Source organism: Parascardovia denticolens DSM 10105 = JCM 12538 (genome assembly GCF_001042675.1).
Taxonomy (GTDB): Bacteria; Actinomycetota; Actinomycetes; order Actinomycetales; family Bifidobacteriaceae; genus Scardovia; species Scardovia denticolens.
This window is the reverse complement of record NZ_AP012333.1, coordinates 1,433,328-1,446,112: the sequence shown is the minus strand read 5'-3', so window position 1 is coordinate 1,446,112 and position 12,785 is coordinate 1,433,328. Positions and strand designations below refer to the sequence as shown.

Genomic DNA, 12,785 nt, shown 5'->3' with positions numbered 1-12,785 from the left:
CGGCTGCCGTTTCATATTCCTCAGATGGTGTCCAAAGCCTGGTCCACGGCCGGGAAATGCTTGGCGTGCGGTCTCCAGACCGGGATCCCGCCCGCCACCACCAGAGCCGGCTTGTCCAAGGCCCGCAGGTCATCCAAAGGATTGCCTTCCACCACCAGCAGGTCGGCCGCCAAACCAATCGTCAACGACCCGGTCACCTGATCCAGGCCCAGGATTTCGGCGTTTGCCCCGGTGGCCGCGTAGATGGCCTGGGCCGGGGCCATGCCGGCGTAGCGGACCAGGTAATCGAGCTCTCGCCAGGTGTTGTATTGGGTGACGTATGGCATGGCTGAATCGGTGCCCACCCCCACATGGAGGTTCTTGGCCACGGCCTCCCTCAGGCCGGTGAGCAGGTTTTCCCCTACCTGGGCCGAGTTCGACCGGGCGACGTCGGACATGCCCAGTCCATCCTGGTCCAGAGAGACGGTCGGCAGCATGGCCGACAGGGTGGGAATCACGGCCGACCAGCCGCGCAGACTGTTGGGGTTCTTGCGATAGAGGGCGGTGACCTCCTGGTCCAGGGTGGATCCATGTTCGATCGTGTCCACTCCGGCCTTCAGGGCCCGTTTGGTCCCTTCCAGGCTCTGGGCGTGGGCGGCCACCATGACCCCGGCCTTATGGGCTTCCTGGCAGATGAGCCGCATGTTCTCCTCGGTCATCTGAGGTTGCCCCGCCTCTCCCAGGACTTGGGAATCGGTCACGCCACCGGTCGCCGCGATCTTGATCACATCCACCCCGTGGTCCAGGAGCTGATGGACGTTGGATATTATCTCCTCCTCGCTGTCTCCTTCCAAGGCGATCAGGGGAGCCCCGTGTCCGCCGTGGATGGCCAGCAGGGGGCCGGAGGCCAGGATCCGTGGGCCTACGGTCTCGCCATCGTTGATTCGGTTTCTCAAGGCCACGGTGTCGTAAGCGATGTCGCCCACGGTCCTCAGGGTGGTGACCCCGGACAGCAGGGCCTGGCGGATGTTGCTTTCCGTGATCTTCCTCAGGAAGGCCTGCCCAGGAACCGTCTGCAGGAAGGATTTGGCCATGGCTTGGGAGTCCTTGGTGTTGATGCCCAAGGGGATGCCTTTGCCGCTGCCGAAAACGTGGGCGTGGGCGTTGATCAGGCCGGGCAGGATGTAGCGGCCTTGGGCGTCGATCGATTTGTGGCCGTCGCTCAGGGCCTGGGCCCGGGCTTGATCGCTGGAAGGGAAGATGTCTTCGATGAGGCCTTGGGCGTCAATGGCCAGGCTGTGGTCCTCGGCGATGGATCCCTCCCTGAGCCCCAAGCCGTCGATGCCTTTGAGGGTGCGCACCAGATTGGCATGGTGGATGACGAAAGGCACGTGTTCGGTGCTCAGCTTGGCGGGTGCGGTGACCTTGATCCGGGCGGACAGGTCCGCCAACTTGTTGGTGATCTCCATATGGCTCCTTTGGTTTGTCGTTGTTCTCTTCCCCTTCAGGCCGGAATTGTTTGGCTGGAATCTTTTTGATCGCGGCCGTCTGACCGCGATCAGACGGCGAGAATCGCTAGTGAGAAATTCAGAAGGTATCCAAAGCCTTGTCGACCTGTTCGAACCGGTGCGGCTGGGGGTTGTCGATGACGATCCCGCCGGCGGCCACCATGACGGGCTTGCTCAAGGCTCGTAGGTCATCCAAGGGGTTGTTATCCAGCAGGAGGAGGTCGGCGTCCAGGCCGGGCTGGATGTCTCCGGTCACCTGGTCCAGGCCCAAGATCAAGGCGTTCTCCTGGGTGGCCGCGTAGATGGCTTGGGCCGGGGTCAGACCGGCGTAGCGGACCAGGTAGTCCAGCTCGCGCCAGGTGTTGTATTGGGTGACGTATGGCATGGCCGTATCGGTGCCGACCCCCAGATGGAGCTTGGCTTCCACGGCCTTCTTCGCCCCGGCGATCAGACGGTCTCCGATGATCGTGGCGTTCGCGCGGACCACGTCGCTCAGCTCGGTCACTTCCTGGTCCAGCTTGACCAGGGGCAGGACGGCCGACAGGGTAGGGACCACGGCCGACCAGCCGCGTAGGCTGTGGGGATTGTCGTGGAAGAGGTCGATGCATTCCTGGTCGAAGTCGCAGCCGTGTTCGATCGTGTCCACTCCGGCCCGCAAGGCCCGTTTGACCCCTTCCAGGCTTTGGGCGTGGGCGGCCACGATGATCCCGTTCTCATGGGCGATCTGGCAGATGATCCGCATGTTCTCTTCGGTCATCTGGGGGTGGCCGGCGTCGCCCACCTTCTGGGCGTCGGTCACGCCGCCGGTGGAAGCGATCTTGACCGCGTTCACCCCCTGGTTCACCAGCCTGTTGATGTTGGCCCGGGTGCTGTCTGCGTCAAAGCATTCCATGGAAAGCAGGGGGGCTCCATGGCCGTTGGGGGCGGCGATCATGGGGCCGGAAGCCAAGATGTGGCCTCCCAGGGCCTTGCCGGCCTCCACGTCTTCGCGCAGGTCGACCGTGTCGAAGGCCACGTCGCCGACGGACCGGAAGCTGGTCACGCCGGACAGCAGAAGCTCGCGGGCCATCTTGCGGGTCATGGACCGCAGCATCTGATGGCCTTCGGGGGAGTCCATGAAGGCCTTCTGCTCGGCCTGGGCCTCTTTGGTCATGGAACTGGAGGGGAGGCTTTCTCCTGTGTTGAAAAGATGGACATGGACGTTAATCAGGCCGGGCATGAGGCATCGCCCTCGGACGTCCACCTGGCGGTAGTCGGCCGGGATGCGGGAGACCCTGTCCTGTTCGGATGAGGGGAAAACGGCTTCGATCTTTCCTTCGGGGTCGACCAGGACCGTCTGGTCCTCGTCCACCGCTCCCTCCTGCTGCCCCAGGCCGCCTTCTCCGGCGAAAGCGCGGACGATCCGGGCGTGGTTGAGGGCGAAAGGACCTTGTTGGGCCACCAGGTCGGGGTCGATCTCATCCTGGACGAATCCTTCCGTCCGCTGGTCTTGTGTTTTCTCTTCTGTCATGATGTTCCTTTCAGATTGACCCTTGGGGGACTCGTCGTCAAGGCGAATCACCCTGTGGGGGACCATCTTAGAGCGAGGCAAGAATATTCTCACGAAGGTTCTCAAAAATATGTATATCTAGTTCTTAAAACTGCGTATAGGCGCTGGAATCCGTCCGCCGCGGGAGACGAAAGCGGAGCAATCGGTCTGGTTGACCGGCATGATGGGGGCCCGCCCCAATAAGCCGCCGAATTCGGCTTGGTCTCCGACCTCTTTGCCGATGACTGGGATGATGCGCACGGCCGTGGTCTTCTGATTGACCATGCCGATGGCGGCCTCGTCGGCGATGATTCCGGAAATGGTGGAATCGGCCGTGTCCCCGGGGATGGCGATCATGTCAAGACCGACGGAACAGACGCAGGTCATGGCTTCCAGCTTTTCGATGGTCAGGTTGCCTTTCTCGGCCGCCTCGATCATGTTTTTGTCCTCCGAGACGGGGATGAAGGCTCCGGACAGGCCGCCGACGTAGGACGAGGCCATGATCCCGCCCTTCTTCACCTGGTCGTTGAGCAGGGCCAGGGCGGCCGTGGTACCAGGCCCGCCCATCTGGGCCAGGCCGATCTTCTCCAGGATCTCGCCCACGGAATCGCCTGGGGCCGGGGTGGGGGCCAGGGACAGGTCGATGATTCCGAAGGGGGCCCCCAAGCGGGCCGAAGCCTCCTGGGCCACCAGCTGGCCGACCCGGGTGACCTTGAAAGCCGTCTTCTTGATGCTCTCGCAAAGGAACTCGAAATCCTTGCCCTGGGCCTGGTCCAAAGCATGGGAGACCACCCCCGGCCCGGACACCCCCACGTTGATGACCGCGTCCCCCTCGGTCACCCCGTGGAAGGCCCCGGCCATGAAGGGATTGTCGTCCGGGGCGTTGCAGAAGACGACCAGCTTGGCGTCGCCGAAACTGTCATGATCGGCCGTGGCCACTGAAACCTTTTTGATCACATGGCCCAGAAGCTCCACCGCATCCATGTCGATCCCGGTCTTGGTGGAGCCCACATTGACTGAAGCGCACACCCTTTCCGTGGAGGAGAGGGCTTGGGGGAGGGAGCGGATGAGCAGTTCGTCGGCAGGAGTCATGGACTTGGAGACCAGGGCCGAGTAGCCGCCTAAGAAGTTGACCTCGGTTTCCTCGGCGGCCTGGTCCAAAGTCCGGCAGATGGCCGCGTAATCGTCGATTGACTTGGCCGCCCCGGCCGCCACCAAGGAGATGGGGGTGACCGAGATCCGTTTGTTGACGATGGGGATGCCGAATTCCACTTCCAGCTGGCGGCCCACCGCCACCAGGTCTTTGGCCTTGGTGGTGATCTTCCGGAGGATCTTGTCCCTCAAAGTCCCCAGGTTGTCGCTGACGCAGTCCAAAAGGCTGATGCCCATGGTGATGGTCCGCACATCCAGTTTCTCCTGGGTGATCATGGAGATGGTCTCGTCGATTTCCAAACTGTCGGTCATGGCTGGCCTTCCTTAAATCCGGTGCATGGAGGTGAAGATCTCCTCCCGCTGGCAGCGGATGGAAACGCCGATCTCCTCGCCCAAAGAGTCCAGAAGGCTGACCATGTCGCTGAAATCGTCCTCCATGGCCGCATAATCCACGATCATGATCATGTTGAAGAAGCCGTCGATGATGGTCTGGGAAATCTCCAGGATGTTCACCTTTTTGCCTGCCAAAGCCATGCAGACCCGGGCGATGATGCCGGTAGCGTCTTTACCGACGACGGTGATGACTGCCTTGCGCATGGTACTCCTGCGTAGCCTTAAGCCGATACAGGCATTGATGTTTGTGGCCCATTGTACCGAAGCGCTTCTACGGGTTCCGCCACCCGTTTCGAAGGTCAGACTCCGCCTTGGAAGCCCATCTGCCGCCAGGCCTCATAGAGGGCGATGGAGGCGCAATTGGCCAGGTTCAGGCTGCGCAGGCTGGGGCGCATGGGGAAGCGGACCTGCTGGTAGATATGAGGCCCGGCCATGATATCCATGGGGTCGGGGATGTCCCCTGGCTCGGGGCCGAAAAGGAGGATGTCCGTCGGTCTGTATTCGACTTCCGTGTAAAGGGTGGTGGCCTGGGCGGTGAAGGAGATGATGCGGGAGTCGGGCATGGATTCGATCAGGTTGTCGAAATCCGGGTGGATGACCACGTGGGTCATGTCATGGTAATCCAAGCCGGCCCGGCGCAGCTTGGTGTCTTTGAGGTTGAAGCCCAAAGGTTCCACCAGATGGAGAACGGACCCGGTGATGGCGCACAGGCGTATGGCTGAGCCCGTGTTGCCCGGGATCCTGGGGGAGCAGAAGCACAGGTGAGGGGTGGAGGTCTGCTGGAGCCGGGCCTCCTGCGGCTGAAGCATGGCTTCGGTCACGGAGATGGGGTTGCCGTGAGCGTCGGTGACCAGTTCGTCCGGCCCGTAGGAGGACTTCCGGTAGCCGTATTCGAACATTGATTGCACCCGGGAGGCCGGGTCCTGCGGGGAAGGGGCGGCAGGGGTGTTCCGGGAGGCCTTGGTGGGGATGCTCTGGGAGGAATTATCGCTCATATTTGCAACAATAAAGAGCATGAACGACAGGGCGCCAAAGCGGATGAACCAAGGATTCAGGGCTACCGGGAAAGGGGATGGGGCTGGCGACGAAGCCGCCTGGGCCTTCTCCCGCCTGTCTTCCTGGTGGCGGAGTGCGGCCCGGGACTTCCCCTGGCGCTTCGGCCGGACCAGCCCTTGGGGGGTGCTCCTGTCGGAAGTGATGAGCCAGCAGACCCCTATGAGCCGGGTCCTTCCTTACTGGCGCCAATGGATGGGCCTATGGCCGACCCCGCAAGACCTGGCCCAGGCCTCGACCGGGGACCTGATCGCCGCTTGGGGACGGTTGGGCTACCCCCGGCGGGCTTTGCGTCTGAAGGAATGCGCTCAGGTGGTCAGCCAGGAGTTCGGTGGTCGCTTGCCGGACGATTACCAGTCTTTGGTCGCCTTGCCGGGCATCGGCGATTACACCGCCTCCGCCATCCTCTCTTTCGCCTATGGGGACAGGGTCGTCGTCCTGGATACCAACATTCGCCGCGTCCTGGTGCGGGCCTTCACCGGCCAGGAATCCCGGGGCGGGTCCACGACCAAGGGGGAGAGGGACCTGGCCCAAAGCCTCCTGCCTGCCGACCGCGCTCAGTCGGTCAGATGGAATCAGGCCGTGATGGAGCTGGGGGCCTTGATTTGCACCGCTTCCCAGCCCGCTTGCGACCAATGCCCACTCAAGGAGAAGTGCCTCTTCCTGGCCGTCGGCCGTCCCGGCCTCGGGTCCACAAGGACCAGGCCGAAGCAGTCCTTCGTCGGGACCAACCGGCAAGTGAGGGGAATCATCATCGACGCTTTGCGGCGGGCGCCCGATCACCGGCTGGGGCCGGATCAAGTCAGGTCTTTGTGGAAGGACCAGGGGCAGTTGGACGAGTGCGTCATCGGTCTGGATCAGGATGGCCTCATCGTCATTGGTCAGGATCAGTCCCTCAGCCTGCCTGTCTGAGCTTCTTTCGTCCGTTTCTTTATATGCCGTTCGCGCCGTCGTGGTCATTTTCTTTTCGGAAGGTTAGACTGGTCCCATGGCTCAGTGGAAAGACAGACCCTCTTCGTTCGACTCCGATTCGGCTGACCGGCGCGGGAAGGCAAGCCCCCGGTCCGCTCGGGGTGTCTCGAGGGAAAAGAGCGGTAAGGCGACCATGCGCAAGGTCTACCTGCGTCGCCGTTTGATCGCCCTCCTGATCCTCCTGCTGGCCGTCGCCCTCATCGTCGGCCTGGCTATCGGCCTGGCCCGCCGCTCCCAAGGGAAGGCCCGTCCGGGGGCCGGGGCCGGCTCCACGACGTCCGCTTCGGCTTCTCCATCGGGGAAAGCCTCCCAACAGGGCAATCAAGCCCAAGGGGGACAAGCGGGGAAGGGGCAACAAGCCGAATCCAGCTCCCGGTCGGAGAAAAGCAAGCTTTCCGGCATCCCCGACTGCACCAGCGAGAACCTTGACCTGGGCCTGACCGCGGACCCGACCACGGTGGAGGCGGGCAAGACCCTTGTTTTCAGGGCGAACCTGACACATAAAGGGTCCAAGGACTGCCTGATCGACGCCAGCGACGGCTCGCGCATCCTGGTCATCAGTTCGGGGGACACCGTCGTTTACCGGACCGATGTATGCGACAGCCAAGCCCGCATGCTCCTGATGACCGATAAGGACCAAGACAGTCAACAAATCGCCTGGAACACCAAAGCCTCCGCGGATGGCTGCAAGGCCGACCACGACCTGAAAACGGTGCAGCCGGGCAATTACACCGCTTATACCTACATCAAGGACGACCCTGCCCTGAGGTCGCCGACCGTCCCCTTCATCGTCACCCAGCCTCCGGCCCCCAGCCCTTCGGCCAAGGATTCGTCCGATAAATCCGGGGATTCGACCGGGAACAAGGGGGATAACGGTTCCCAAGGTGGCAACGGCGGCAACAATGGTAACAATGGTAACAATGGTAACAACGAGGCTAATGGAAACGGCGGGGCCAACGGCAACAACCGTTAGGCCTTCGCCGCCCTTCTGGCCCTTTGGCTTTCCCGGCCATTCCGGTCATCGTGACCGTCTCCGCCGTCCCGGCTTTGAAATTCTAAATCCCTAAGGCGGCCAAAGCCTCTTTCACCGTGGCCACTTCCACCAGTTTCATCCCTTCCACCTGCTGCCAGGAGGAACCCTTCCGATGGACGGGGACCAGGGCCGTGGTGAAGCCCAGCCGGGCGGCTTCCCTCAGGCGGTTGGCCATCCGGGGAACGGGGCGGATCTGCCCGGTCAGGGAGATCTCCCCGATGGCTATGGTGGTCCGGGCGATGGCTTTGCCTTTGGAAGCCGAAGCCAAGGCTGCGGCGATGGCCAGATCGCAGCCCGGCTCGCGGGCCGACCCCCCGGCCACGGTGGACACGTAGACGTCGCTGCTGAGCAGGTTGATGCGGCCATGGCGGTAGAGGACGGCGATGATCATGGCCAGGCGGTTGTAATCCACCCCATTGGTGGTCCGTCGCGGGGCGGGGAGGGCGGAAGAGGTGGTCAAGGCCTGGATCTCCATCGGCAGGCTGCGGTGCCCGTCCACGATGAAAGTGATGCAGGTCCCTTCGGCCGCCTGGTCCGCCGCGCTGACGAAGAGCCCGCTGGGGTCGGTGATCTCCTCGATCCCTTCCCCGCTCATGTCGAAGCATCCCACCTCGTCGGTCGGCCCGAATCGGTTCTTCAGACTGCGTAAAAGCCGCAAGGCGGTCTGGCTGTCCCCTTCGAACTGGCAGACCACATCCACCAAGTGTTCCAAAGTACGGGGGCCGGCGATAGACCCATCCTTGGTCACATGACCGACCAAGATGACGGGGATATCCAGGCTTTTGGCGCAGTCGATGACTTCCGCCGCCACCTGCCTGATCTGGGCGTTGCCTCCTTGGATGCCGTCCACGTCCGGGCTGGAGATGGTCTGGACGGAATCCACGATGGCCAGGGCGGGTTTTTCCTCCTGAATCAGGGAGACCACGGTTCCCAGGTCCATGGTGGAAGCCAGAAGCAGGTTGTCCACCACCGCTCCGATGCGCCGGGCCCGCATGCGGATCTGGCTCAGCGATTCCTCCCCGGAGATGTAGAGGACCCGCTTTCCGGTGGAGACCAGGGACCGGGCTATGTTTCCCGCGGTCTCCAACAGGAGGGTGGATTTGCCGATTCCTGGTTCGCCGGCCATGAGGATGACGGCCCCGGGGACGATGCCCCCGCCTAAAACCCGGTCGAATTCGCCGAAACCGGTGGGGATGCGGACCACGTCCTCCAGCCCCTCATCGGTGACGGGGCGCAGAATCCGGTCTTTCTCTTTCTTACTGAGGGGTTTGGCGGAGGATGCGCGCGAAGAGGCAGGGGAGATCTTGGCTTCGTGGAACTCCTCGATCGTTCCCCATTGGCCGCAGTTGGGGCAGCGGCCGTACCATTTGGCTCCGTTCCAGCCGCAGTCCGAGCATACATACTGAACGTTTGATTTCGCCATACTTGGCACGCTATCGAAGATTGAAGACAAGCGCCGCAGGCGTCCCCAAGGCATGCGAAGATAGGCGTATGACCGATGAACAGGAACAGGAGACCAGCCCCTTCGCGGATATGCCCATGAGGGGCCGCGTCGGTAAGGATGAGGGCAGGGTGCGGCGAGGCGGGGAAGATGCCAGCCTGGTTCCCCCAGAGACCGCAGGGGAGGATCAAGAGGAAACAGTCCCGGGGCCGGATTCCATGGACCATGGTCGCAACGGGGAAGGCCGCAGTCACAGCGGGAGGCAAGACGGGAAGTCCGAGGATGATGGCCAGGCCTCCCAGCAGGAGTCTGAAGGTCAGCGAGGCCCGGAGCCGCAGGAAGAGGACGCGGCCCGTAGCCGGTCCCACCGCAATCGGCTGATCGTCTCCTTGATCGCCATCCTTTTGATCGTGGCCGCGGTGGTCACCGCTTTCCTTTGGCCTGGTTGGGCCCTGAAGAAGAAAGGCGGCATGCCCACCAACCAGGTGGCTACGACCAGCGCGAACGCCACCCCGACCATCCCGCCCCAGCCTTTGCCATCCAACGCTTCCGCCTTGGTCAAAGCGGTCTTGCCGGATTCCTCCGGGACTTATAGCCGCCAATCGGTGACCGTCACCCAGGTCTGGGAATCCTCCCAACCCATTGAAGAGTATGTGGCCACCTACTCCAATGGAGTCAAAGGGCAGGAGATGACCGTGACCGTGGCCCAGTGGTCCACGTCCGACTACGCCTTGAAGCAATATCAGGCGATCAGCGGCCAGCTCACGGGCAAACAGATCGCGACCGGCAACGTCGTGGTCAACGGAAGTCAGACCGGATCCTACACCGTCCATGAGGACGCCAAGGATCCCTCTCGGGCCGTCGCCGTGGAGCAGAACGCCACCGCCCTCTTCCAGATGACCGGGCCGAAAGACCGGATGACCGACTTCTTCGCCAAGTATTACGCGGCCAAGTAGGCCAAAGGGGATCAGCCAAGCGCTGTGTCCTCTCGCTGGAGTAGGATGTCGAAAGTTGTGTTCATTAGGAAACGGAGGCTCTGATGGGATCTGTCATCAAGAAGCGTCGCAAGCGGATGAGTAAGAAGAAGCACCGCAAGATGCTGCGCAAGACTCGTCATCAGCGCAAGTAGTGCGACTCACGCAATCGTGACAGGGCTTCGGCCCTGAAAAAAAGCCTGGCACCTCGTCCCAAGGATTGAAGGCGCCGGGCTTTTTCTCTTCCCTCATCCTTCCTTTCTCTTTCCATTTTTATCCTTGACCTTTCATTCTCAGTCCCCCTACTTCCTTTCTTCCTTTTCTTCCTTTTCTTCCTTTCCTTTTCCTTCCTTCCCTTCAGCCCCCATCCCCTTCTTCCACCCTTAATCGGCTTTCATCCTTAACCGGCATTATCAGCCAACCCCTCCAGGAGGTTTCATGGCGTATATGGACGTCAGTCAGGTCACTTATCGAGTGGCTGACCAAGAAACGAACATCCTGACCGAAGTCAGCTTTTCCGTGGAAAAGAACGACTTCCTGACTCTGGCCGGCCCATCCGGGGGCGGTAAAAGCACCATCCTCAAGATCATGGCAGGCCTGATTTCCCCCACTTCCGGGACGACCCTCTTCCAAGGCGCGGACATCTCCACTATGGATCCGGCCCTCTATCGCAGGCGGGTCTCCTACTGTTTCCAGCAGCCGGTCCTTTTCGGGGAGACGGTCAAAGACAATCTCTCTTTCCCCTTCGAAATCCGCAAAGAGAAGTTCGACCCCGTCCGGGCTGAAAGCTTCCTCTCGCGGGTGGATCTGCCGGCCTCCTATATGGATAAGAAAATCAGCCAGCTGTCCGGAGGGGAAAGCAACGGGTGGCCCTGATTCGCAACCTCCTCTTCCCGCCCCAGGTCCTGCTGCTGGACGAAGTGACCACCGGCCTGGACGAAGCGAGCAAGGGCATCGTCCACCAGCTGATCGACTCGGTGAAAAAGGACGGGGTGACGATCGTCCAAGTGACCCATGACGCCCAAGAGCTTGAGGAAGCCGGGCGGATCATCCATATCGTCGAAGGGAGGGTGGAGGAATGAAAAACCTTCAAGTCAGTGATTGGTCCCTGTTCATGGCCTTCGCCCTGGTCTTGGTCTCAGTGGGGATTTCGGCCAAAGAGCGGCTGGGCCTGGCCAAAGACGTGCTTTTCAGCGTGGCCCGGGCCATCATCCAGCTGGCCGTGGTCGGCTACGCGCTCAAGTTCATCTTCCACGTCAACAACGTCTTTTTCACCATCGCCATCACCCTCCTCATCATCTTCAACGCCTCCTGGAATGCCAACAAGCGCGATCCCAACAGCCGCAGGCAGCTTTGGCAGGCTATCGTGGCCATGTTGATCGGCACCTATGTGACTTTGGGAATCCTGCTGATTACCCGCACGGTCAAGATGACCCCCAGCCAGATCATCCCCATCACCGGCATGATCGCCGGCAACGAGATGGTGGCCATTGGCCTGTGCTACAAGACCCTTTATTCCAGCTTCCACGACCAAAGGCAGCAGGTCTTGGAGAAGCTCTCCCTCGGAGCTCCCGTCAAGGCGGCCAGCATGTCCATCCTGAGGCGGAGCATCAAGACCGCCATGCAGCCCACCATCGATTCGGCCAAGACCGTGGGCCTGGTGAGTCTGCCGGGGATGATGTCCGGCCTGATCTTCGCCGGGGTGGATCCGGTTTACGCCATCAAGTACCAGATCATGGTCACCTTCATGCTGCTGTCCGCCACCGGCCTGGGGGCGGTGATTGCTGGTTACCTGGCCCACCGCAATTATTTCAACAAGCGGGCCCAGCTCTTGGAGATTCCTCAGGAGTGAAGTGGGCTTGTATGGGCCTGGTTTCATGGGTATGACCTATGGGGCATGGTTCCCAAGGTGGGTATGGCCCAAAAAAGGTAAGAATTAAGGTAAAAATTTAAAGGTGTATACGAAAGGCGGTTACAGAAAAGAGCCCTTCCAAATAGAGGGCTCTTTTCTGTAACCGCCTTTCGTATACACCGATTCCTGATTGGACTTATTTATTGGGGTTGGTCAGGACGCGGGGACCATTGGGGTCGCCGACAATGACGGTGTCCACCATGTTGAGGAAGAGACCATGCTCCACCACGCCCACGGTGGTGATCAGGTCCTGGGCCAGCTCCTGAGGATGCTCGATGCGGTCCAGGTGGAGGTCGACCACGAAGTTCTTCTCATCGGTCAGGACTTCCTTGCCTTCGGCATCCAGACGCAGAACAGGCTTGTAACCGCGCTTCTCGAAACGCTTGACCACGTGGCCGGCTCCGAAAGGAATGACCTCCACGGGCAGGGGGAACTTGCCGATGGTGTCCACCACCTTGGACTCGTCCACGATCCAGATAATCTTCTTGGAATTGGTTGCCACGATCTTCTCCCAGAGGAGGGCGGCGCCGCCGCCTTTGATGCCGTTGAAGTTCTTGTCCACTTCGTCGGCCCCGTCGATGGTGATGTCGATCTGGTCCACATCGTCCACGGCCACGATCTTGATGCCGTAGCCTTCGGCCTGCTCCTGAGTGCGGCGGGAAGTGGTGACGCCGGTGAACTTCAGGCCCTCCTCCTGCACGCGGCGGCCCAGCTCGTCGACCAGGAAACGCACGGTGGACCCGGTGCCCAGACCGGCGGTCATCCCGTCCTGGATCAGCTGGGCGGCTTGCACGCCGGCTGCCTTCTTCAATGCGTCCTGAGTTGCTTTATCCATGATCA

The 12,785-nt window shown here is 61.4% G+C and carries 14 protein-coding genes; 7 read left to right on the top strand and 7 right to left on the bottom strand.

Translation table 11 applies throughout. The annotated features are described in order from the left end of the window. Positions 1-20 precede the first annotated feature (20 nt). The 5 genes from PSDT_RS06015 to PSDT_RS05995 form a co-directional block, all read right to left on the bottom strand. Positions 21-1,448, bottom strand: a complete 1,428-nt coding sequence (locus tag PSDT_RS06015) for a metal-dependent hydrolase family protein (RefSeq protein ID WP_006290212.1) — start codon at positions 1,446-1,448, stop codon at positions 21-23. Between the two features lie 118 nt (positions 1,449-1,566). Then, on the bottom strand, positions 1,567-2,997 hold the full coding sequence (locus tag PSDT_RS06010; protein ID WP_081442119.1) for an amidohydrolase family protein: 1,431 nt from the start codon (positions 2,995-2,997) through the stop codon (positions 1,567-1,569). A gap of 117 nt (positions 2,998-3,114) precedes the next feature. After that, entirely contained in the window at positions 3,115-4,479 is a 1,365-nt protein-coding gene (locus tag PSDT_RS06005; protein ID WP_006288833.1) for a PFL family protein, read from the bottom strand. A 12-nt stretch (positions 4,480-4,491) separates the two neighbouring features. After that, the gene (locus PSDT_RS06000) at positions 4,492-4,764 is read right to left on the bottom strand and encodes an ACT domain-containing protein (protein WP_006288834.1); all 273 of its coding nucleotides are present in this window, start codon (positions 4,762-4,764) and stop codon (positions 4,492-4,494) included. Between the two features lie 95 nt (positions 4,765-4,859). Beyond that, a complete protein-coding gene (locus PSDT_RS05995) occupies positions 4,860-5,555 on the bottom strand; it encodes a tRNA (cytidine(34)-2'-O)-methyltransferase (protein ID WP_006288837.1) in 696 nt (231 codons plus the stop codon). Between PSDT_RS05995 and PSDT_RS05990 the strand changes: the two genes are divergently transcribed. Beyond that, complete coding sequence (locus PSDT_RS05990; RefSeq protein ID WP_006288836.1) at positions 5,506-6,525, top strand: HhH-GPD family protein; 1,020 nt, start codon at positions 5,506-5,508, stop codon at positions 6,523-6,525. The two genes, PSDT_RS05995 and PSDT_RS05990, sit on opposite strands and share 50 nt — an antisense overlap. Before the next feature lie 76 nt (positions 6,526-6,601). Then, positions 6,602-7,558, top strand: coding sequence for a hypothetical protein (locus PSDT_RS05985; protein ID WP_006288838.1), 957 nt, complete (start codon positions 6,602-6,604; stop codon positions 7,556-7,558). 82 nt (positions 7,559-7,640) lie between these two features. On the opposite strand, the gene radA is transcribed toward PSDT_RS05985, so the two are convergent. Then, positions 7,641-9,041, bottom strand: a complete 1,401-nt coding sequence (gene radA, locus PSDT_RS05980; protein WP_006290215.1) for a DNA repair protein RadA — start codon at positions 9,039-9,041, stop codon at positions 7,641-7,643. Positions 9,042-9,109: 68 nt separating this feature from the next. Here radA and PSDT_RS05975 point away from each other — a divergent pair, with 68 nt between their 5' ends. The 5 genes from PSDT_RS05975 (at position 9,110) to PSDT_RS05960 (ending at position 11,885) form a co-directional block, all read left to right on the top strand. After that, positions 9,110-10,015, top strand: a complete 906-nt coding sequence (locus PSDT_RS05975; RefSeq protein WP_006290216.1) for a hypothetical protein — start codon at positions 9,110-9,112, stop codon at positions 10,013-10,015. An 83-nt stretch (positions 10,016-10,098) separates the two neighbouring features. Continuing rightward, positions 10,099-10,188, top strand: coding sequence for a 30S ribosomal protein bS22 (locus PSDT_RS08125; RefSeq protein ID WP_003817716.1), 90 nt, complete (start codon positions 10,099-10,101; stop codon positions 10,186-10,188). Positions 10,189-10,471: 283 nt separating this feature from the next. Next, positions 10,472-10,909 (top strand): ABC transporter ATP-binding protein, encoded by a 438-nt coding sequence (locus PSDT_RS05970; protein WP_006288841.1) that lies wholly within the window; start codon positions 10,472-10,474, stop codon positions 10,907-10,909. Next, positions 10,900-11,115, top strand: coding sequence for an ATP-binding cassette domain-containing protein (locus PSDT_RS08430; RefSeq protein ID WP_006288842.1), 216 nt, complete (start codon positions 10,900-10,902; stop codon positions 11,113-11,115). The genes PSDT_RS05970 and PSDT_RS08430 overlap by 10 nt, the downstream gene beginning before the upstream one ends. Then, a complete protein-coding gene (locus PSDT_RS05960) occupies positions 11,112-11,885 on the top strand; it encodes an ABC transporter permease (RefSeq protein ID WP_006288843.1) in 774 nt (257 codons plus the stop codon). Before PSDT_RS08430 ends, PSDT_RS05960 begins: the two co-directional genes overlap by 4 nt. Before the next feature lie 196 nt (positions 11,886-12,081). Here the strand turns inward: PSDT_RS05960 and rpiA are convergent, their stop codons facing one another. After that, entirely contained in the window at positions 12,082-12,780 is a 699-nt protein-coding gene (rpiA, locus tag PSDT_RS05955) for a ribose-5-phosphate isomerase RpiA (RefSeq protein ID WP_036737531.1), read from the bottom strand. Positions 12,781-12,785: the final 5 nt, after the last annotated feature.

Coding starts and splice junctions, on each gene's coding strand:
- PSDT_RS05970 (WP_006288841.1), top strand. CDS start 10,472: ATGGCGTATATGGACGTCAGTCAGGTCACTTATCGAGTGGCTGACCAA.
- PSDT_RS08125 (WP_003817716.1), top strand. CDS start 10,099: ATGGGATCTGTCATCAAGAAGCGTCGCAAGCGGATGAGTAAGAAGAAG.
- PSDT_RS06015 (WP_006290212.1), bottom strand. CDS start 1,448: ATGGAGATCACCAACAAGTTGGCGGACCTGTCCGCCCGGATCAAGGTC.
- rpiA (WP_036737531.1), bottom strand. CDS start 12,780: ATGGATAAAGCAACTCAGGACGCATTGAAGAAGGCAGCCGGCGTGCAA.
- PSDT_RS05960 (WP_006288843.1), top strand. CDS start 11,112: ATGAAAAACCTTCAAGTCAGTGATTGGTCCCTGTTCATGGCCTTCGCC.
- PSDT_RS06005 (WP_006288833.1), bottom strand. CDS start 4,479: ATGACCGACAGTTTGGAAATCGACGAGACCATCTCCATGATCACCCAG.
- PSDT_RS05985 (WP_006288838.1), top strand. CDS start 6,602: ATGGCTCAGTGGAAAGACAGACCCTCTTCGTTCGACTCCGATTCGGCT.
- PSDT_RS05975 (WP_006290216.1), top strand. CDS start 9,110: ATGACCGATGAACAGGAACAGGAGACCAGCCCCTTCGCGGATATGCCC.
- PSDT_RS05995 (WP_006288837.1), bottom strand. CDS start 5,555: ATGAGCGATAATTCCTCCCAGAGCATCCCCACCAAGGCCTCCCGGAAC.
- radA (WP_006290215.1), bottom strand. CDS start 9,041: ATGGCGAAATCAAACGTTCAGTATGTATGCTCGGACTGCGGCTGGAAC.
- PSDT_RS06000 (WP_006288834.1), bottom strand. CDS start 4,764: ATGCGCAAGGCAGTCATCACCGTCGTCGGTAAAGACGCTACCGGCATC.
- PSDT_RS06010 (WP_081442119.1), bottom strand. CDS start 2,997: ATGACAGAAGAGAAAACACAAGACCAGCGGACGGAAGGATTCGTCCAG.